15 protein-coding genes are annotated in these 21,764 nt (G+C 47.2%); 8 read left to right on the forward strand and 7 right to left on the reverse strand.

Going from position 1 to position 21,764, the window contains the following annotated elements; translation table 11 throughout:
* Window positions 1-3 precede the first annotated feature (3 nt).
* From FXO21_RS01845 to FXO21_RS01860, 4 genes are all read left to right on the forward strand, one after another.
* Window positions 4-2,064: a BatA domain-containing protein gene (locus FXO21_RS01845; protein WP_149638499.1), complete on the forward strand. Its 2,061-nt coding sequence runs from the start codon at window positions 4-6 to the stop codon at window positions 2,062-2,064.
* A gap of 107 nt (window positions 2,065-2,171) precedes the next feature.
* Window positions 2,172-3,314, forward strand: coding sequence for a 5-(carboxyamino)imidazole ribonucleotide synthase (locus tag FXO21_RS01850; RefSeq protein WP_149638500.1), 1,143 nt, complete (start codon window positions 2,172-2,174; stop codon window positions 3,312-3,314).
* Window positions 3,315-3,318: 4 nt separating this feature from the next.
* Window positions 3,319-3,810, forward strand: a complete 492-nt coding sequence (gene purE, locus FXO21_RS01855) for a 5-(carboxyamino)imidazole ribonucleotide mutase (protein WP_149638501.1) — start codon at window positions 3,319-3,321, stop codon at window positions 3,808-3,810.
* 61 nt (window positions 3,811-3,871) lie between these two features.
* On the forward strand, window positions 3,872-4,513 hold the full coding sequence (locus FXO21_RS01860) for a LysM peptidoglycan-binding domain-containing protein (RefSeq protein WP_149638502.1): 642 nt from the start codon (window positions 3,872-3,874) through the stop codon (window positions 4,511-4,513).
* 89 nt (window positions 4,514-4,602) lie between these two features.
* Here FXO21_RS01860 and FXO21_RS01865 read toward each other — a convergent pair whose 3' ends face one another.
* Together FXO21_RS01865 and FXO21_RS01870 are read right to left on the reverse strand one after the other, a co-directional pair.
* Complete coding sequence (locus FXO21_RS01865) at window positions 4,603-7,476, reverse strand: outer membrane beta-barrel protein (protein ID WP_149638503.1); 2,874 nt, start codon at window positions 7,474-7,476, stop codon at window positions 4,603-4,605.
* A 142-nt stretch (window positions 7,477-7,618) separates the two neighbouring features.
* Window positions 7,619-11,230 (reverse strand): PAS domain S-box protein, encoded by a 3,612-nt coding sequence (locus FXO21_RS01870; RefSeq protein WP_149638504.1) that lies wholly within the window; start codon window positions 11,228-11,230, stop codon window positions 7,619-7,621.
* Between the two features lie 87 nt (window positions 11,231-11,317).
* Here FXO21_RS01870 and rsmA point away from each other — a divergent pair, with 87 nt between their 5' ends.
* The gene (gene rsmA, locus FXO21_RS01875; RefSeq protein WP_149638505.1) at window positions 11,318-12,112 is read left to right on the forward strand and encodes a 16S rRNA (adenine(1518)-N(6)/adenine(1519)-N(6))-dimethyltransferase RsmA; all 795 of its coding nucleotides are present in this window, start codon (window positions 11,318-11,320) and stop codon (window positions 12,110-12,112) included.
* 70 nt (window positions 12,113-12,182) lie between these two features.
* On the forward strand, window positions 12,183-13,535 hold the full coding sequence (mgtE, locus tag FXO21_RS01880) for a magnesium transporter (protein ID WP_149638506.1): 1,353 nt from the start codon (window positions 12,183-12,185) through the stop codon (window positions 13,533-13,535).
* A gap of 8 nt (window positions 13,536-13,543) precedes the next feature.
* On the opposite strand, the gene FXO21_RS01885 is transcribed toward mgtE, so the two are convergent.
* Both FXO21_RS01885 and FXO21_RS29060 read right to left on the reverse strand, forming a co-directional pair.
* On the reverse strand, window positions 13,544-14,968 hold the full coding sequence (locus tag FXO21_RS01885) for an L-serine ammonia-lyase (RefSeq protein ID WP_149638507.1): 1,425 nt from the start codon (window positions 14,966-14,968) through the stop codon (window positions 13,544-13,546).
* Window positions 14,940-15,074, reverse strand: a complete 135-nt coding sequence (locus FXO21_RS29060; protein ID WP_255485718.1) for a hypothetical protein — start codon at window positions 15,072-15,074, stop codon at window positions 14,940-14,942. The genes FXO21_RS01885 and FXO21_RS29060 overlap by 29 nt, the downstream gene beginning before the upstream one ends.
* 134 nt (window positions 15,075-15,208) lie before the next feature.
* Between FXO21_RS29060 and dtd the strand changes: the two genes are divergently transcribed.
* Together dtd and FXO21_RS01895 are read left to right on the forward strand one after the other, a co-directional pair.
* The gene (dtd, locus tag FXO21_RS01890) at window positions 15,209-15,661 is read left to right on the forward strand and encodes a D-aminoacyl-tRNA deacylase (RefSeq protein WP_149638508.1); all 453 of its coding nucleotides are present in this window, start codon (window positions 15,209-15,211) and stop codon (window positions 15,659-15,661) included.
* 168 nt (window positions 15,662-15,829) lie between these two features.
* Complete coding sequence (locus FXO21_RS01895) at window positions 15,830-16,153, forward strand: nucleotide pyrophosphohydrolase (RefSeq protein WP_149638509.1); 324 nt, start codon at window positions 15,830-15,832, stop codon at window positions 16,151-16,153.
* Window positions 16,154-16,216: 63 nt separating this feature from the next.
* Here the strand turns inward: FXO21_RS01895 and odhB are convergent, their stop codons facing one another.
* The 3 genes from odhB to FXO21_RS01910 form a co-directional block, all read right to left on the reverse strand.
* The gene (odhB, locus tag FXO21_RS01900; protein ID WP_149638510.1) at window positions 16,217-17,827 is read right to left on the reverse strand and encodes a 2-oxoglutarate dehydrogenase complex dihydrolipoyllysine-residue succinyltransferase; all 1,611 of its coding nucleotides are present in this window, start codon (window positions 17,825-17,827) and stop codon (window positions 16,217-16,219) included.
* Between the two features lie 48 nt (window positions 17,828-17,875).
* Entirely contained in the window at window positions 17,876-20,638 is a 2,763-nt protein-coding gene (locus tag FXO21_RS01905) for a 2-oxoglutarate dehydrogenase E1 component (protein WP_149638511.1), read from the reverse strand.
* A gap of 110 nt (window positions 20,639-20,748) precedes the next feature.
* Window positions 20,749-21,672, reverse strand: coding sequence for a PorP/SprF family type IX secretion system membrane protein (locus FXO21_RS01910; protein ID WP_149638512.1), 924 nt, complete (start codon window positions 21,670-21,672; stop codon window positions 20,749-20,751).
* Window positions 21,673-21,764 lie beyond the last annotated feature (92 nt).

The following is a 21,764-nucleotide window of genomic DNA, read 5'->3' on the forward strand; positions in this document are numbered from 1 at the left end:
CCAATGAGTTTTCTGTTTCCTTCCTTTTTGTGGGGTTTGCTGGCCATAGCTGTTCCGATTGCGATTCATATATTCAATTTCCGCCGTACAAAAAGGATATTTTTCACCAATGTCGCCTTCCTTAAAGCAGTTGATACCAAAACGCGCTCAGTGCGGCAGATCAAGCATTGGCTGGTTCTTGCAACGCGTATTTTAGCCATTATCTGTCTTGCACTTGCATTCGCTCAGCCGTTTCTTCCGGCAAAAAACAACCAGGCCGTCAGCCGCCAGGGTATCACCAGCCTTTATCTCGACAATTCGTTCAGTATGGAGAGCGAGCTGAACAATAAACGGTACCTGGATATTGCTACGCAGCGCCTCAGCGATTTGCTGGGTATTTTCAAAAACTCTGCCTCCCTGCAACTGGTTACCAACGATTTCTCGGCGCAGGAGCAGGGACTTTACCCCGCAGAAAAACTGCGCGACCGACTTACGACCATTAGCCTTTCCAATACCCCGAGAACATTCGAACAGATCTACCTGCGGCAGCAAAACCTGATCTCGCGCCACCAGCAGCAGGGAAGTAATCAGCTGTTCTGGTTTTCTGATTTTCAAAAAAGCACGGCCGGTGATTTATCGGCAATTAAAGCTGACACGATCAATCAGCTTTACCTGGTACCCGTGCAGGCTGCGGCTGAAAAGAACATATTCGTCGATTCCACCTGGTTGAATACGCCATTTATCCGTGAGCTTCAAAACAATATCCTCTTTGTAAAAGTCAGTAATTCGGGCTCGGAAGATGCTAAGAATGTGGTACTTAAATTGAGTCTGGACAACACCCAGGCTTCCACTGCTTCCGTGAATGTTCCCGCAAACGGAAGTGCTACCGCCAAATTTAACTTCAATCTGAAAGGGAAGGGTTACAAAAAAGGGCATATCACGTTTGACGATTTTCCGGTGACCTTTGACAACGACTATTTCTTTGTCCTCAACTCCTCTCCCCTTATCCGGGTTTTACATATTCATGGTCAAAAATCATCCGGCAACTACATTGAAAATGTCTATGATAACGATAGCCTATTCACGCTGCAAAGCTACAATGCACAAAATGTTGATCCAGGACTGATTAAAAATGCGGATCTCGTCGTGTTGGAAGGGGTTAGTCAGCTATCGGGCACGCTTCCCCAGGAATTGCAGGATTTTGTCCGCAAAGGCGGGAGCCTGGCCATGCTTCCTTCTGTTAATCCGCAGGCAGAAAGCTATGCCGCTTTCCTAAATAACCTTGGTGTAAGAGGCCTGAACGTAGCCGGCAATACAACTCCAAGTCTGGTCGACCTGGCTGCTCCTGACCGTAACAACCCTTTTTTCAGTGATGTTTTCGAGGAATCAGTTCGTCAGGAGATCAACCTGAACCTGCCTGCTGCGTCACCGGTGCTGAGCTGGTCAAGCTCGGGGCAGCTGCTGCTTTCACTGCGCAACGGTCAGGTTTATCTAAGTCAGGTTTCAAATGGACCTGGAAAATTATATTTGTTTGCAGCGCCGCTCAATCCGGAATATGGCAAGGTAGCGCAGCATGCGATTTTTGTGCCTGTCATGTACAAGATCGCCGCCGCAAGTGTGAGGGCGCAACGCACTTCGTTTAAGTTTGACGAAGACCCGATCAGCCTGTCCGTGACGGGTACCGAAGCCAATTCGATCTACAAATTACGTCGGGATAAAACCGAGCTGATCCCAGTCCAGCGTGTAACCGGCAACCAGCTTTTGCTGAGTATTCCCCAGGGTGATCAACTTGGAGAAGGGCTTTCAGCGGGCTACTATGAACTGGTGCGGAATGACAAAACCGAACAGCTGATCGCACTCAACCACAACAATACCGAATCCAGGCTGCAATACTACTCTCCTGCGGAGCTCAGGTCTTTATTTTCCGGACAAAAGAACATCCAGGTATTCGACCGGATCGATGACGATGCATTTGCTACTGCATTTCAGCAACAAAACATGGGTACCTCCTTATGGAAGTACTTTTTATACGCTGCACTGTTTTTTCTTTTGCTGGAGATCGCATTGATCAGGTTGATGAAATGATCCTCCCGCCGTGTCGAATTTCTTTACATTTTCGTCAAAAGATGTCGATTGAGTTTTATGTTAGCGGTTTTTACACCAATTTTGTCTGGTAAAATTTAATTTCTTAAATGCTTTCATCCCGAATTGGAATTCTTGGAGGCGGCCAGTTGGGTTTAATGCTTTTGCAAGCTGCGGTTGACTGGAACCTTGATATCCATGTACTGGATCCTGACTCTGAGGCTCCATGCAAACAAATCGCCCCGCACTTCCGCCAGGGTTCCCTGCAAGATTTTGACACGGTTTATGATTTCGGCAAAGACCTCGATGTAATTACGATCGAAATCGAAAAAGTAAATGTGGAAGCCCTTGAAAAGCTTGAAAAAGAAGGCAAAAAAATCTACCCGCAACCAGCTGTAATCCGACAGATCCAGGATAAGCGGATCCAGAAAAAGTTTTATCTTGACAATCACCTTCCCACTGCGGATTTTATATTAACCGAAAACCGGGAAGACACTTCCAGGCACGGTTCGTTTTTACCAGCATTTCATAAACTTGGCAAAGACGGTTACGATGGCCGCGGCGTTCAGCGCCTGGCTTCGGAGGAAGATTTCCCAAAAGCATTCGACCAGCCGGGCCTGCTGGAAAAAGCAGTCGATTTTGAAAAGGAACTTGCCGTAATTGTTTCGCGCAACAGTGCCGGCGAAACTGCAACATTCCCCACCGTCGAAATGGTATTTCACCCTGAACACAATCTGGTGGAATACCTGTTTGCTCCGGCGGAAATCAGCGCAGAAATCAATACAGAAGCCCAGGAAATCGCAGTCAGGACGGCAGAAGCTTTTCAGATAGTAGGTCTGCTGGCGGTTGAGCTTTTTCTGACAAGAGAAGGCCAAGTACTCATTAATGAAGTTGCGCCCCGCCCGCATAACAGCGGCCACCATACCATCCGGGCCAATGTGACATCGCAATACGAGCAACACTGGCGGGCTATTCTGGGATTGCCACTTGGTAGTACCACTGCGTTCGGTCCTTCGGCAATGGTTAATCTGCTAGGCGAGGACGGGTATGAAGGACCGGCAATTTATGAGGGAATTGAGAAGCTTTTGGCAAAGGATGCGGTCTTTCCTTTTTTATATTGGAAAAAACAAACCAAACCTTTCCGAAAAATGGGCCATATTACCATTATGGATAGCGACCTCCCCGCTTTGAAAGAGAAAGTAGAGTTTGTGAAAAATAATATCCGGGTAATCAGTACAGATTTTAAGCAGTGATCAGATGGTAGGTATTATAATGGGAAGTCTTTCGGATTCGAAGGTAATGCAGCTGGCCGCCGATGCGCTGACAGAGTTGGGTATTGCCTATGAAATGGAGATCGTTTCCGCACACCGGACGCCTGAACGAATGCTGGAATATGCAGCCACCGCCCGTTCCCGCGGATTGAAGGTGATTATCGCAGGGGCTGGAGGCGCGGCACATTTGCCTGGTATGGTAGCCTCGCTCACATCATTGCCGGTAATCGGCGTGCCGGTGTTGTCCAGCAACTCGATCGATGGGTGGGATTCGGTACTTTCCATACTACAGATGCCCGCCGGCGTACCTGTTGCAACAGTGGCCCTGGACGGTGCCAGAAACGCCGGAATACTGGCGGCACAGATCATCGGAGCCAGCGACGAAGCGACCGGAAAACGCCTGGATGCATTCAAGGAAAGCCTTAAAGACAAAGTTTCGACGATGAACGAGGAATTGAAGAAGCAACTTGCAAAGTAACCCTTGTTTATTATTTTCGTATTTATATTAACTCCACTAAAAATTGAATAACGGCTAAGTTATGGAAGACGAATTCGCTAAAAAAAGAAATATCCGTCCTACTGAAAAGTCTAATTTACCGGTTGTTACGCTGTTGGTGTTAGTCCTTTTGGTATTGGCCATGCTTTATGTCGGCTATGAGTATATTTCAGACAGTTCTTCCAACTCCGAGGAGCTGACTTCTGTTGTGGTAGATTCCACATTGGGTGAAACTACTGTGGGCGAACCTATTACAACAGACGAAGCAGTACCCCCGGCAGAAACCGAGAAAGCAGAACCAATAACCAAAGATCCCGTCGCAGAGAAACCTGCTGTGCCTGCCAAGGAAACCAAACCGGCAGTGTCGGCAGCTTCATTAGGCGGACAGGAAATTACGCATTCGGTACAAAGCGGAGAGACGTTTTCGAGCATTGCATCCAGATATAACCTCAAAACCGAAACTTTGCAGGGCCTTAACCCCGATGTTTCTGATGTAAAATCGGGGGTTACCAAATTGAAAGTACAGGTTCAGACAGTTCATACAGTCGGCCCGGGCGATGTACTCAGAGTGGTGGCAGGAAAATACGGAGTTACGAAGGAAGCGTTGATGAAAGCGAATGGTAAATCCAGGGATTTTTCAGAGCGTGGCGAAAAACTGATTGTTCCTTTTGCTTCCAGAAAATAACAGAAATTAATTAATTACCGGAATACAAAGAATCCCGACTCATTACCGAGCCGGGATTTTTTGCACTAACAGCGAGGGGTTACCATATGTTAAAAGCTTCCCGGCCCTCTGCCTTCGCCACGATTTCGGAAACCGCCTCCGTCGCCATTGTATTCACGTCTGCGATTGCTGTCATTTGAAGGCATTTTCCCAAAGTTTTTCAATGTGTAAGTGAACGTCAGCATGGCGTATTGGGTCAGTACTCGGTTGGTGACATCCTGCACATATGTTTCGGTCACATTCCGGCTGATGCTGTTGTTTTGTTTCAGAATATCAAAAACAGTCAGTTTCAATTCTCCTGCGTTGTTTTTCAGGAACTTCTTGCCAATACTCGCATTCCATAATGTAAAGTTGCGATTGAAACCTTCTCCTAACCCCCGGTACGACTGATTGTTAATGTCACTTTGTACTACAAATCCTTTACCAAAAATCCAGTTAACCCGGCCGGTTATGCCCTGCGTATAGTAATTATTATTGAGGTTTGGCTGAATGGTATTTCGCACGATATTGTAGTTTCCTGAATAAGAGACCGTGAAATCAATATTCTCGCTCACATTGCTGCTCAGCACAAGTCCCTGTGACATGGCATAAGTGTTGGAAAAGTTGGGCACGTTATTGATCATTCCCGGCGATCTCACGTAATTGAAACCGGTAGTGATATTCAGATTCAACTTCAATGGTGCGATCGGTTTTCCGTAAGCCAGGAACGAACGTGCATTCCAGCTGCCATCGACGTTGATCGGCGAGGTAAGCCGGGCGCCGCGTTCAAGCACGATGCCGTTTTCCAATGTCATCGGTTCCCGGGCAATGATTGTTGAATTGACGATCGCATTATTGGTCTGGGTCAAAAAGATCATTGCATTCAGGCTATAAGGGCGTTTTGCGCCTGCAAGAGAATATCTGACATTGAACATATTCCGGTATTCCTGTTTCAGATTGGGGTTACCTGCTGTCAGCGAAAGCGGGTTGCTATTATCCACCACATTCTGCAACTGTGAAATCGAAGGCTGGCTCGTCGAGCTGCGGAAAAAAGTCCTGAACTGGGTACCGGTTTTCGAACGGTAACTCAGCATGAAATTAGGCAGGAAATTAGTAAAAGACTGATCCACTTTTGCATTGTAAGGTGCAAGCTGCTGGCTGTACAATCCTGTATTTTGGAAATCAACCCCCAGGTTGGCCGACCAGCTGTTTTTCCGGTAACGGTACCCCAGTCCGGCGCGGTTGGTTATATAGCGGTTGTCAAAATTATTGGAAAGCAAAGTGTCCAGATCTGAATAGGTGTTTTCATCAAAACTCATATTATAAGTCTCTCTGCTGGAATTGCTGTTGCTGACGGTCAACCCGTAGTTCAATTGCAGCTGTCCCGTTTTACTCAGTGGCTCTGTATAAATCACATTACCGCCCAATGTGATCCCGTCCGAATTGGTGTAGCTCAGCTGGTCGATCGTGTCGCCTCTCATTGCGATTTCCGGCAGCCCGAAAGTGTCGTAGTATAAGTTGCGGGAATATAGATTCCGCGTTCCGTTGCGGTCATTCAGCTGGGTATTCACATTCAAACTGACTGTCCGGCCCTTTTTCGCAAAGCTGTGGCGGAACAAAAGATCATTCGAGAAGTTATAGCCTTTATTAAAATTGCGCTGCGTGTTATCCAGCCCGTTGATCTTGCTACCATCCCCAAGTGCGGTAAGTCCCGTTTTGGAACTTCCGGAGTTGTTATCCTGAAAACTTAGCCGCGGCGTCACGATCAATGAATTGTTGGGATCGATATTGTATTCTACCCGGAAGTTCAGCCGGTGGTTGGCATTGGTACTCGAAGTCCGGCTGGCTTCATTATAAAACTGATTACTGTCGGCCTCTGCGAGAATAAATTCCTGAGAAGTAGTCTGCTCATTTACATTCCCGGTCCGGTTGAAGAAATAGCTGCCCGTCACCTCCACTTTTTTACCAAATTTATTGGCATAATTAAGTCCGAAAGAATTGGTGCCGGTAATCCCGCTTTGGTTTCCGACCATAAAATTCCCGGAAGATCCTCCCCGGCCGCCACCGCCGCCTGTAACACCCAGCAGATCCTGCCCGGAGAAATTCTGCATATTGATATTATTGCTCATCCCCACAACCGAAATGCGCTGATCTCCCTTGAAGAAACTCACATTCCCGCCTGCCTGATATCGGTTGTCAAGTCCGTAACCGGCGAAAACTTTACCAAACTGACCCATTTTACGATCTGCTTTTGTCACGATATTGATCGTTTTCTGCGCACTGCCATCGTCAAATCCCGTGAATTGCGCCTGGTCGCTGAGCTTATCGAAAACTTCTATTTTGTCCACTACTTCTGCCGGAAGGGATTTCAGGGTAAGTGCTGCATCGTCCCCGAAGAAGGGTTTCCCGTCTACCAATACCCTGTTCACCGTTTCGCCGTGGGCGGTTACTGTTCCATTTGTGACGGTTATACCCGGCATTTTCTGGATCAGGTCTTCTGTGGTGGCGTCGGGGTTAGTTTTAAAAGCAGCCGCGTTGAATTGGGTAGTATCTCCCTTTTGTTCCATCGGGGTAACCTGTCCGATTACCTTCACTTCTTTCAGGTTTGCTACGGCTTCGGTTAACTGGATCGTTCCCAGATCCTGGGTGTCATTTGTGATGGTAACAACTTTTGTAAAATCCTTATAGCTCAGGTAGGATACCTTTACCAAATAGGCCGTTTCTTTCGAAAGTCCCGTGAATGAAAATTTACCATCCACATCGGTGGTAACGTATTCGGGCTTGGCATCAGGAACATTCCTGCTCACCGCCACATAAGCGCCGACTACCGCCGAGCGATTGACGCTATCAATAACGGTACCCGAGATCCGGGAATCCTGGGCGTGTACGAAACTGCTGAAAAGCAATCCCAGTATCAGCAGGGCGGAGGAAAAATAACGGTTCATGATTTCTGTAAAGGTTTCTGGAAGTTTAGAGCAATCCCCGGAGGGAAAGTTTAACTGCCTCTTCCAAATAACCTTTACAATCGATTAATCCCACGCATTTCATAGATCAATCAACCATATACGCCGATGGATTTGCATCCTCCTATTTAAGCCATTCTTTCAGCAACCCTTCATATTGGTCAAGAAATAACGCATATGCTTTTCTCAATTCGGGCAATGCTTCCGCCAGTGTGCTCGTATCGTCCGATTTCAGCCGCCACTCGGCGTCTCTTGCGATTTCTGCAACCTGCGCCACTCCAACAGTTCCGCCACTCCCTTTCAATGTATGTAGATTGCTTTTTACCGTGGGAATATCCCCCGCAGCAAATGCGTTGAGTGCACCTTCGACCAATTCATTGGATTCCGTCACAAAATCTTCAAAAACGGACCAGACCAGATCGGCCCCTCCTATTCCATTCAGCTGATCGATAATCTCTTTGTCTAAAACAGGAAGTGCAGGTTCCGGAGCAGGAGCGAGCTGGGCCGGTTGGGGCGGGGCAATATGTTTGCTACCGATCAGTTCCTTCACCTTTTGAACCAGCGTCTGTGCTCGGATCGGTTTGGCAATGTAATCGTCCATTCCCTGACTGATAAACCGGTCGCGGTCCTCCTTCATGGAATAAGCGGTCATAGCCACAATAGGCGGTAGCGACTGAAATTTCTTCCGAAGTTCCTGAGAAGTTTCTAGCCCATCCATATCGGGCATTTGAATGTCCATGAAAATAATATCGTAAGGCGGCTGTCCTGCATTAATGCTCGTTTCTACAATTTCTATTGCTTTGAAACCGCTCTCTGCGAGGTCTACTTCGCAACCTGATTTTTTCAGGATTTCGTTGGCAACCTTTCTATTAACCGCATTATCGTCAACCAACAATATCCGTGGATGAAAACTTGAAAATACGTTTTCTATCGGGGTTTCTTCCAGCTGGGCTACATTGCTCACGAGCGCGCCGGTAGTTTCGGTGGTTTCAAAAGTGAACCAGAATGTACTGCCCTGGCCGAGTACCGACTCAACACCGATATCCCCGTTCATCAATTCACAAAGCTGCTTGGAAATCGCGAGCCCCAAACCAGTTCCCCCGAAAGATTTCCGGGAAGAATTATCGAGTTGTGTAAAAGAAGTGAACAAAATCTGTCTGTCGGTCGCGCTGATGCCAATGCCGGAGTCCTGGACTTCCACTTTAATTTTGTTCCTCACACCATCTCTCTTTAACAGTGTTAAGAAAACTTTCACTGCACCATTTTCTGTGAATTTCAGCGCATTGGAGGTCAGATTCGACAATATCTGTAAAAGTCTGGTCTGATCGGCGATGATAAATTTGGGAATATCCGCGGCGATGTGATAGGTCAGTGTATTGTTTTTGCTCTTGGCAGTCTGCCCGAACAGTGATACCAGTTTGAGGAGCAACTCTTCCACCGAGATGGGACTCTGGTGCAACTCCATTTTGCCGGCCTCGATTTTCGAAAGGTCAAGAATATCGTTCAGGATATTGAGCAACGTTTCCGAAGACCGTTTGATCGTGAGTACATAATCACGCTGCTCGATATTCAGGGGCGTTTCTCCCAGCAAGTCGATCATACCGATCACACCATTCATTGGGGTCCGGATTTCGTGGCTCATATTGGCCAGGAAACCTTCCTTCACTTTCAGCGAACGTTCTGCGTGTTCTTTGGCTTTCAGTAATTCCAGCTCATTCCTTTTCAGCTCGGTAATATCGCGGGCCAGCACAGCCACTTCCGTAGGCTTACCCTTATCATTCGAAAACATGAGCATATTGATCATAAACTGCCGCTCGGTACCATCTTTCCGGTTAAGCGTGATCTCAAAGTTGCGGAGGCTCTTGGTTTTTCTGAGCCTGATCAATGCGGAGTGTATCCGTTTTTTGTCCTGGAAAAATTCAAGCACCCGATGCCCTATTACTTCCTCAGGCAGATAGCCCAGCCTTTTGAGTACCGACTGGCTGATCATCGTGATCTCGCCTTTTCTGTTGATCCGGCAATAGATGTCCTGTAAATTTTCAAATATCCCCCTGAAAAGCTCCTCACTGTGCCGGAGCGACAATTCCGCTTCTTTCCGTCGGGTAATGTCCCTTGCGATACCTGAAACTTCCTCGATAACCCCATCGGCATAGTGAATAGGGTTCAGGTAAAATTCCAGCCACATATTGCCGCCATCGTTCCGCTCGATTTTGAATTCGAAATACTGCGCCTCCCCTCTCAGCGCCTGCCGGTACTTGGTTTCGAGCGTCCGGCGGTTGCTGTTGCCCACCATGCGCCAGCCAAACTTTTCCGTACTGGATTGCAGCGAAGGCCTTACGCCCAGCTGGTTATGGATCAGATCTGCGTAGTTGCGGTTGAAAGAAGTCAACTGGAGTGATTTATTTACCGACCATATCAAATGGGAACTGCTGTCGAAAATAGCATTCAGCCGGGCGACGTATTTGCTCAGTTCTTCCTCACTTTGTTTTCTGGCAATCGCAAGCGCCACCTGCCCTGAAATAAATTCAAGCAGTTCGAGATCGCGCGCGTCGAACATGTTGGGATCATCATACGATTTGACCCCGATTATCCCGGTAACCCTGTCTCCAATACGCAGCGGGACGCATAGCAATTGCTTGGGCGTAATTCCGTACAAATACAGGCTATTGGTTTTGGCAAGCTGCTCAATATCGGCGTCGGAAAGGAAAAGGGGTTTATTAGATGCAATCGCATATTCGGTAACGCCGTTCCCCAGCTTCCGTTTTGTAAATCTTACATTGCCCTGAAAATACTGATCGACGTAATAGGGGAAATAGATGAAGCTTTTGCTCGGGTCATACAGAGCGATGAAAAAATTTTTAACATCGATAATCTTTCCCAATTCTTCGTGAATGCTTTGGTAAAAATCGTCGAGGTTTTGTGTGGTAACTGTCCAGTTTGCAATGCTATAATACAGGTTCTGAGCCTTCTCCGCTCGGATTTTCTCCGTATAATCATTTAATATAAACCTGAAAGCATTCGGTTTACCGTTGTCGTAGCGGCAGTTGACACTTCCGGCGACAAAAACCTTTTTTCCCTCACGGTTCATAAAAACAGCCTCGAAGCCCGGATTGGAATTGCCGAGCTTAATTTCTTTCAGCTGCGCAAGCGCCTCCTCTTTATGCTGTGGGTGGAGGATATCTTCCATGCGCATAGAAGCAATCTGGTCCAGCCCATAACCCAGAACCTCCCGCCAGGCTTTGTTGACAAAAATGAATTTGCCGTCCATCGCCACAAGTTGAATAAGGTCGCTGGTATTATCTACCAGATCCTGCAACTGGGAGTTGGATTTGGCGATCGAAGATTCCATTCTGCGCCGCCGGGTAATATCGTCGCCTACCAGCGTAACACATTCTATTTCGTCATTCTCCCGCTGGATTAATACCGAGTTAATGGAAAACGTACGTACTGTTCCTTTTGCAGCGATAAAAGGTATCTCGCGCTGTTCAAGCTTCCTTTTACCCTGAATACCTTCTTCCAGCATTTGCCGAACTTCGTATTCTTCCTCCTTCGGGATCAGTCTGTCGAATATGCTCTGCCCTACCAGGTCCGACTCCTGCCAGCCCGTTTTCATGAGTGCGTGTGCACTGATACTGCGGATCACGAAATCCGGGGAAAAGGTGATCCCGATCAGGTTCAGATGCTGTAATGTAGCGTGTATAGTTTGCCAGTGAGTCTGGGACAAAATCATTTCCATGGTTAAGGGATCAACGCATTTTTAAGGTTCCTTCCAATTCTTTATTCGTTAAATCTACGAATTAAGACGTAATTTTGATCCGTGAAAATGAATTATAAAAAACCGGACGAATGGAAAGTAAGGGCTAAAAAACACCTCGGTCAGCACTTTCTGAAAGACTTGAATATTGCTCAACGCATCGTAGACGGCCTGTCCGGTCACAGCGGTTATAAACAGGTGCTGGAAATCGGGCCAGGCATGGGCGTATTGACCCAATTCCTTTTGCCCAAGTCCGAATTTACCACCTCGGTCATCGAAATCGACCGGGAATCCGTCGCCTATCTGCGCGCACATTATCCCGGGCTATCGGAGCGGATCATTGAGGGCGATTTCCTGAAATTCAATCCGGCTGACTATTTCCCAGAGCCTTTTGCCATTATCGGAAACTTTCCTTACAATATCTCATCGCAGATATTTTTCCGGGCTTTGGAAATCAGGGACCGCATTCCCGAGATCGTTTGTATGCTACAAAAAGAAGTGGCGCAACGCATCGCTTCCCCTCCCGGAAATAAGGACTACGGGATATTAAGTGTATTGCTGCAGGCATTTTATGATATAGATTACCTGGTTACCGTTCCTCCCGGCGCATTCAATCCTCCGCCCAAAGTTCAATCAGGCGTAATAAGGCTTAGGCGCAACGGCGTTTCCCGGCTGGACTGTGATGAAAAGCAATTTTTCACCGTAGTAAAAACCGGTTTCAATCAAAGGCGAAAAACACTAAGAAATGCGTTGAAACCGCTGGGTGCATTTCCTGAGCATCCGCTGCTCGACAAAAGGGCCGAACAATTGAGTGTGAATGATTTTGTAGTGCTAACCAAATTGGCTGAAACGATCACCAATTGATCCGAAATTCGCTGCAACAAGTAAGTATACAAAGCTAAAAGCAAATCGCCACCCGCTAAAAGCTGTTACAATGACCTTTGAATTAACACAACTATACGTCGACCATATTCAGGAGCTGATTGAGAAAAAGGACTCTGCTGCTATCAGAAGTGAGATGGAGAACCTTTTTCCAGCCGATATTACCAGCCTGCTGTATGAACTCGAAACAGAAAGTGCCAAATTTCTCGTCAACCAGCTAAACCTGGAAACAGGCGCAGAGATCCTGGCGGATATGGAACCGGGCGAGCGCCGCGAGTTTTTGAAGGCTTTCACTTCCGAGGAAATTTCAGGTTTCGTCAATCTTTTCGATTCTGATGATGCCGTGGATTTGCTCAATGAGCAGCCTATCCGTGTGAGAGAAGAGGTAATTGCATTACTGGAAGACCGCGAGCAGGCCCGGTTTATCCTCGACTTGCTGCATTATGACGAAGATGTGGCTGGTGGTTTAATGCAGAAAGAGCTGGTAAAAGCGAATGTGAACTGGAATGTAAATCAATGCATTGAAGAGCTTCGCAAGCAGGCTGAGGATGTGGGCAAGGTGTACGCGGTTTATGTGGTAGATGATTTTGGAAAGCTGCACGGTATATTGTCACTTAAAAAGATTGTCCTGGCGCATAAGAATACCAAAATCGAAAGCCTCTACGATAAGGATGTGATTTTTGTCGAAACCTATCGCCCGGCCGTGGAAGTAGCAGAACTCATGCAACGCTATGACCTGGACGCATTGCCGGTTGTGAATGTACAGGGCAAATTATTGGGCCGGATCACGATCGATGACGTGATCGATGTGATTACAGATCTGGCCAGTTCCGATACCCTCGCGATGGCGGGTATTACCGGCGATGTGGAAGAAGATGATACGATCTGGCAGCAAACTAAGGCGCGCCTTCCCTGGCTTTTGGTGGGAATGATGGGAGGAATACTTGCAGCGAAGTTCATCAGCTTTTTTGAAGGCGATTTGAAAATAATCCCCGCAATGGCTGCATTCATTCCCATTATCGGATCTACGGGCGGAAATGTCGGCATTCAAACCTCCTCGATTATTCTGCAAAGCCTTGCCGATAAAACCGGGATTGATACGACCGTCGGACAACGATTGCTGCGCATGTTCGCAGTCGCTTTTATCAACGGACTGATCATCAGCCTGGTTGTTTTTGGCTTTAACCTGCTGATCGGGAATGAAATCAATTTGGCGATTGTCGTGTCGACGGCATTGATGTCGGTCGTTTTCCTGGCCTCATTTATGGGTACAATTACGCCGATATTGTTGGAAAAAATAGGTATCAATCCGGCAGTTGCTTCCGGGCCATTTATTACAACTGCCAATGATCTCATCGGCTATGGCGTATATTTCGGACTTGCGCACATGCTTTTGCACCTGTAAACAGGGTACTAGCATTCACTCAGACTAATCGGGATGTTTACTGCCAAACCTCCCTCCGAAGTTTCCTTGTAGCGGTTGTTCATATCCAGTGCGGTTTGCCACATGGTTTTTACCACATTATCCAGCGACACTTTCGCGTTTTCAGGATTGCTTTGCAGCGCCAATTGTGATGCGGTAATGGCTTTAATTGCCCCCATGGTATTCCTTTCAATACACGGAATCTGCACTAATCCTCCTACGGGATCGCAGGTAAGTCCGAGGTGATGTTCCATTGCGATCTCCGCTGCCATCAGGCATTGTTCCACCGTTCCACCGGAAACCTGCGCGAGGCCGGCGGCTGCCATAGCAGAAGAAACGCCGATCTCGGCCTGACAGCCGCCCATTGCAGCAGATATGGTCGCTCCCTTTTTGAAAATACTGCCAATTTCCCCGGCTGTGAGCAAAAACTTGAAAATATCATCCTCCGTACCCCCGCAAAAAGTAATGTAAAATTGAATCACAGCAGGGATAACGCCAGCCGCTCCATTGGTAGGAGCCGTCACAACCCGGCTGAAAGATGCATTCTGCTCATTGACAGCCAGGGCAAAACAACTAACCCAGTCGAGCGTATAATTGAATCCTGCCCCTCCATTCCGGACCCTGTCCATCCAGTCGGTGCAATCAATGCAGGTCTGTTCTTTTAACAATTTTTGGTTCAAAGCCGCAGCGCGTCTTCTTACATGCAACCCGCCGGGAAGTTCTCCACTGGTCTGGCAGCCGAGGAAAATACTTTCCTGCATCACACGCCAGATATTCATCAATCCGCTTCGGATCGACTTTTCATCTTTCCACGCCGTCTCATTTTCCAAAACAATTTCCCAAATCGCCTTACCAGAAGATTGGTGCCATTTCAGCAAATCACCGGCATAGTCAATGGGATAGGGCAAATGTATGGGAGCCACAGCGTTACTTTCCTCCCCTTCCTGAATTACGAAGCCACCTCCAATCGAGAAATAAGTTTCTTCGAAAACTCCCTGCGCGCCACACTCAGCCACAAATCTTAAACCATTCGGATGAAAGGGAAGTGATTCTGTTTTGTGAAATACCACATGTTCTTTTGGAGCAAAACGGATCTGCATTTCCCCATGCAGCATGGTGCTTTCGGTTGTGGCAATATTAGCCAGTATATCGTCAATGGAAGCGGTTTCGATCGTTACGGGATCATATCCGCTGAGTCCTAAGATAACGGCAATGTCGGTCCCGTGTCCTCTTCCGGTTTTAGCGAGCGATCCATATAAATGCACATGAACCTGCTGAACATTGCTCAGATCAGTACTGCTTTTAACCAGGTCAAGAAAACGCTGCGCTGCCCGCCAGGGACCCAGAGTATGTGAACTCGAAGGCCCGATGCCAATTTTAAAAATATCAAAAACCGAAATTCTTTCCTCTTTCATTGAAATGCTTCTGGTCAACAACTATCACGTTCCAGCCAGCCTGGCTATTGATCGTTACAATGTACAATCCTTCTTTGAGTTCCGGAATATTTATTTTGTCTTCCATATTCGATTAGGCTCACGGTATAGTGTCATGTGAAATCAATCTGCGGTAGTTTATCGAAAAAGAACATTGAAAACTTTACTTTACTGAAATCCGGTTATTTTTGAAACTTACTATTCATATTGCATTACCAATCTATGATTGCAGTTATTCAGCGTGTAAGCAGCGCCTCGGTTACAATTGACGGGAAAATAAATGGAGAAATCGGCACAGGGTTTTTGGTGTTACTGGGAATTACCCACCTGGACACGGTGGAGGATATGGAGTGGCTCGGCAAGAAGATAGTTGGGCTGAGGGTATTTGGGGATAGCGAGGGCAAGATGAATCTGGACCTTAAATCAGTAGACGGCGACATTCTGCTCATAAGTCAGTTTACGCTTCATGCAAGTACCAAAAAGGGAAACCGACCCTCTTTCATCGAAGCAGCGAAAGCAGATATCGCGGTCCCTCTGTATGAAGAAATGATCCGGTTTTTAACAAAAGAAACAGGAAAACCCATTCAATGCGGCCAGTTCGGTGCTGATATGAAAGTCGCTTTATTAAACGACGGCCCTGTGACGATTATAATTGATTCTAAAAGGAGGGAGTAAGGAGGAAAGGAGTAAGGAGGAAAGGAGTAAGGAGGAAAGGGAGGACGGAGGGAATGAAGAACGGGGGAAGTTACGAAGCTGTCTACTCTCGGCATTCGGTTTCAGTCACGAAAAAACGTAAAGGCATACAACAAAAAAAGTCGTAGCGCGACAAAACATCGGTAAGATATGACAATCCAGCAAGCACAAGACGACGTCGACACGTGGATAAAAACCTACGGTGTCCGCTACTTTTCGGAACTGACCAATATGACGATCCTGACGGAGGAGGTAGGCGAAATGGCCCGGATTATGGCGCGTACATATGGTGACCAGTCTTTCAAGAAAAGCGATCTTGGGAAAGATCTTGGAGACGAAATGGCCGACGTGCTCTGGGTGTTAATATGCATTGCCAACCAAACCGGCATTAACCTGACCGAAGCACTGGAAAAAAATATCACCAAGAAAACGGCGCGTGACAAAGACCGGCACAAGCAAAATCCAAAGTTATAACCCAGATCGCCAACGAAAAAAGCCCGAACAGATCGGGCTTTTTTACTACTATATTAACAAGAATTACATATCAAGTAATAATCTCATCGGATCTTCCAAAAGCTGCTTCACGCGAACGAGGAAGCTTACCGAATCTTTTCCGTCGATCGTACGGTGATCGTAAGAAAGCGCCACGTACATAATCGGACGAACGACGATCTGACCATCGACTACTACCGCACGTTCCACGATATTGTGCATGCCGAGGATTGCCGACTGAGGAGCGTTGATAATCGGTGTCGACATCATCGAACCGAATGTTCCTCCATTTGTGATCGTAAATGTCCCGCCTGACATTTCGTCCATTCCAAGCTTTCCATCACGTGCCCGTACTGCGAGCCTGACAATTTCTTTCTCGATTGCCGCGAAAGAAAGCGTTTCTGCATTACGGATCACAGGAACAACCAGGCCGCGCGGGGTGGAAACTGCTACTGAAATATCAGCGAAATCATTGTAAACCAGCTCTTCGCCGTCGATAGAAGCATTCACGACCGGGAAATCTTTCAAAGCAACGGTCACCGCCTTCACAAAGAACGACATGAAACCTAGGCCTACTTCGTGCTTCTCCTTGAATTTATCTTTGAATTTGTTACGCAGATCCATTACCGGCTTCATGTCTACCTCATTGAAAGTGGTAAGCATGGCGGTTTCATTTTTGACAGCCACCAAACGGCGTGCGATGGTTTTACGCAGCGACGACATTTTTTCTCTGCGTTGTGATCTTGCTCCCGCAGGTGCAGCGGCGGCCGGAGCAGCAGCTGGTTTAGAAGCCGGGGCACTTGCTGGCTGAGGCGCGGCGGCTGGTTTGCTGCCTGCTTTCAGTGCGTCATCTTTCATGATTTTTCCGCCGGAACCCGATCCGTTCACATCTTTTGGATCAATTCCTTTTTCAGCAAGGATCTTGGCTGCGACAGGAGAAGCGTGTTTTTCACTATAAGCTTTTTCTCCCTGACCCGCATTCTGCGTCTGTCCTGCATTCTGCGCAGCCGGCTGCGCAGCAGATCCGCCTGCTCCCTGCTCGATCGTACAAATTACTGCACCTATTGAAAGCGTTTCACCTTCCTGACCCACGATCTTCAAAGTACCCGCTGCCTCCGCAGGAAGCTCGAAAGTCGCCTTATCAGATTCCAGTTCGCAAAGAATTTCATCCACTTCAACATGGTCACCATCTTTTTTGCTCCACGAAGCAATGGTTACCTCGGTGATCGATTCACCGACAGCCGGGACTTTCATTTCGTATAGTTTCGCAGCGCCTCCGGCAGCAGGAGCCTTGGCAACAGCAGCAGGTTCAATTGCTTTGTCTTCCACTTTTTCGGCGGCTGGCTCAACCGGGGCAGCTGCTTCTGGTTTGGCAGCGTTTGCATCCTGTTTAGGTGCATTGTTCGATGCTCCGTTTGCAGCTGAATCTATCGTTGCGATCAGGTCGCCAATGTTGAGCGTATCGCCCTCCTGTGCTTTGATATGCAGGGTACCTTCTGCCTCTGCGGTCAATTCGAAAGTAGCTTTATCTGAATCGAGTCCACAAATGACTTCGTCCATTTTAACAAAATCACCATCATTCTTGAACCAATTTCCTATTGTAACCTCGGTAATAGACTCGCCAACAGGCGGTACTTTTATTTCAATTTCAGCCATTTTATCTGCAATCTTGTTGTCGGATTAAATCTCAATTTATAGGAATTTTCATTCAAAAGCTCTGCTAATAATCTCAGCCTGCTCTTTCGCATGGATTTTCGAGAAACCTGTCGAAGGAGAAGCGCTTGATTCACGGGCGATTACTTCCAAAGGTTTTGCACCTTTATACATCCGCAACATGAACGTCCATCCACCCATATTGAAAGGTTCTTCCTGAACCCAATATACTTTTGCATCCGGATATTGATTCAGATGCGCGTCGATCTGAGTTTGCGGGAAGGGATGCATTTGTTCAAGACGCACAATTGCAACGTCGTCCCTCTTATCTGCCTGCTGCTTTTCGTAAAGTTCGTAATATAGCTTCCCGGTACACAGCAACACTTTTTTGACTTTTTTAGGATCAGCGAAAGTATCCCCGTAAGTTTCCTGGAACGAGCCGTTCACCAAACTGTCCATAGGTGAAATACACAGCGGGTGGCGCAGCATCGATTTCGGCGACATAACCACGAGCGGTTTGCGGAACGGAAATTTCAACTGGCGGCGCAGCAGGTGGAAGAAGTTGGCCGGTGTCGTCACGTTCGCAACAATCAGGTTGTAATTGGCTGAAAGCTGCAAATATCTTTCAGGACGGGCATTGGAGTGCTCCGGCCCCTGACCTTCGTATCCGTGCGGCAATAGCATTACCAGGCCTGTCCAGCGGTCCCACTTGGTCTCACTTGAAGTCACAAACTGGTCAATGATCACCTGGGTACCATTTGCAAAGTCTCCAAATTGCGCTTCCCAGATCACCAGGGCATTCGGATTCGCCATTGAATAGCCGAATTCAAAACCCAGAACTCCATATTCGGAAAGCAGCGAGTTGTAAATCATAAATGGCCCCTGGCCTTCCTGGATATGCTGAAGGCTGTTATAAGGCGCATTTGTTTCCACATCCCTTAACACCGCATGACGATGCGAGAATGTACCGCGCTGCACATCCTGCCCGCTTAATCTGACAATATTTCCTTCAACTAATATAGAACCGTAAGCGAGCAGCTCGGCAGTTGCCCAGTTCACTTCTTTTTTGTCAAAAATCATCTGCTCACGGTCTTTGAGCAGTTTGTCAATCTGTTTTAATCTGTTAAAATTCTCAGGAGTTGTCGTCAGCGCTTTACCTATTTTCTGAAGAATTTCAAGAGGCACGCCGGTCTCTGGTGATTTCTCAAAATCTTCCGGTTTCGATTTACGCAATGTATGCCACTCCTGTTCGAGTTTTGGCAGGGTGTAAGGCAATGTTTTTTGCTTTACCATGTCAAGGCGTTCCTGCAAAAGCTGCTTGAACTCCTTGTCCATATTAGCTGCCAGCTGTGCATCTACATCCCCACGCTCTGCAAGCGTTTTCTGATATATTTCTCTTGGATTCTGATGCGTTTCAATCGACTTGTAAAGAACCGGCTGTGTAAATTTCGGTTCGTCCGCTTCATTGTGCCCGTGGCGACGGTAGCAGACCATATCGATAAAAATATCCTTATTGAATTTCTGGCGATATTCCACGGCCAGACGCATGCAATAAACGACCGCCTCCGGATCATCCCCATTCACGTGCAATACAGGAGCGTCAACGATCTTGGCAATATCAGTACAGTAAATGCTTGACCTGGCATCAATAAAGTCAGTAGTAAAACCTACCTGGTTATTGATCACAAAGTGAATGGTACCACCTGTGTAATAACCATTTAACGCAGACATTTGAGTTACCTCATACACAATCCCCTGACCTGCAACTGCTGCATCACCGTGAATCAAAACGGGAAGCACACGGTCATAGTCACTATCATACATGCCGTCGGCGCGGGCTCGGATGTAGCCTTCCACTACCGGGTTAACTGCTTCCAGGTGAGAAGGGTTAGGCGCCAATTTAAGATGGACCTTGTTTCCGTCTTTGGTAGTGATCTGGCTGGCAAAACCCATGTGGTATTTCACGTCACCGTCTCCCCAGACCTGATCCGGCAGGTTACCTTCGAACTCGTTGAATATCTGTCCGTAGGTCTTTTGCATGATATTTGCCAGCACGTTCAGACGACCGCGGTGGGCCATTCCGATCATCACTTCTACCACGCCCATTTCGGCCGCTTTGTTGATCATTGCGTCCAGCGCCGGAATGGTGGTTTCCCCTCCTTCCAGTGAAAAACGCTTTTGTCCGAGGTATTTTGTATGCAGGAAATTCTCGAATACAACCGCCTCATTGAGTTTCGACAAAATATGCTTTTTCTCATCTACCGAGAAATCCATATTCAATGCTTCCTTCTCGATTTTCTTGCGAAGCCAGCTTTTTTGCTCGCGATCCCGGATATAGAGATATTCAAAACCGATATTTCTTGTGTAGATCGTTTTGAGTGATTCCACGATCTCTTTCAAGGTCGCGGGTCGTCCAAAAACTTCAACTCCTGCTTCAAAAACAGTATCCAGATCCTCCGGACCGAGGTTAAAATCAGAGATATCAAGTTGTGGGCGACGGTCTTTTCTTTTCTGAATCGGGTTAGTCGTGGCCATTAAGTGGCCGCGTGACCGATATCCGCGAATCAAATGGACAACCTCCATTTCCTTGCGTATCCTGCCGGGATCGGCCTTTCCAACAGTGGCAGCTTCTTTGCCCGAAGCCGCTGCGCTGGCATGTCCGTTGCCGTTAATGGGATATTTCTGAAAGAAGTCGAAACCTTCGAAAAATTTCTGCCAACCTTCGTCGACTGAGGTGGCGTCTTGCTTGTAGGAATTGTACAATTCCTCTATGTAAGAGGCGTCGGAATTAGCTATATAAGTGTATTTATCCATCACAAAAGTGATTATTTCATTTATGGCACAAAGGTACGAGACTTAGTTAAACATTACGAATAAAATCTCCTTTTAACTTGGTTGAAAAACATTTTCTATTGGTCAATAAACTAATATTTCTGGAATCCTTTCGGGTTTGGGACAAATTTCAGCATAAGCTCGTGAATCCCTTTCGGACCTGTGTACGAAGCGTAAATCTGCTCCGCGGTGCGCGTGCTGTAAAAATACCCGAGCCGCACATTTCTCCCCACCTGAACTTCGGCAGATAATTGCAGATAATCCACTTTGGAGGAGAGTCCTGTGTATCCCCCTCCCATCCTGTACGATGCGCCGATACCCACTTTTTCACTAAACCAAAAACGCGTACCAAGGTCGAATCTCAGCTTCCTCTCTTTTTCCTGGACAAACAAAACGTGCGGTAACATCAGTATCTCATCGCCCACATCGTAGCTACCTCCGGCCATAATGTATAAAGGTCGCCGGTAAACACTCACCGCCGGCTGATTACCCAGGTTCTGAGCGAGTAATTCGGGTTTGGAAACTCCGATATATAATTGTTCAGACCGTAGCCAGGCGCCGATCCCAAACGTGCCCAAAGCCCGGTTGTTGCCTATATACCCCGACTGATCCGCGACCGGCAGCACATTAATACCACCCTGTGCGCCGAGACCGAGCTTCCATTCGTCGGAAATACCCAGGTGGTAAGCAAACGAAGCAGAAAAGCCGGTTGTCGTAAAATAGCTGGTCTGATCATTTAGCGCCTGAAAACCAATGCCAAACTTTCCATTTGCGACCGTCCCGTCGGCAGCAAAGGTCTGGCTGGAAGGCGAGTTGCGGATGTTAAACCACTTTCTCCTGAACACGGCTGTCATATTGAAATCCTCGCGAACACCGGTAAATCCGGGATTAATAGCCATCGGATTCTGCACATACTGTTCATAGAGCACCTCTCTCTGCGCAAATGCTGATTGCCAGCATATTGTTGTAAAAAGGGCCGGAAGCAAAAATCGTTTCAAATTGTAATGTGTGTTCATTCTTTTAAAGTGTTTTGTAAACAATGCTGTAAGGATATTAAAAATGGCAGAAGAGATGTTCTCCTGCCATTCTAATAACCTTACCGTATAAA

Source organism: Dyadobacter sp. UC 10, from assembly GCF_008369915.1.
In the GTDB taxonomy this organism is placed as follows: Bacteria; Bacteroidota; Bacteroidia; order Cytophagales; family Spirosomataceae; genus Dyadobacter.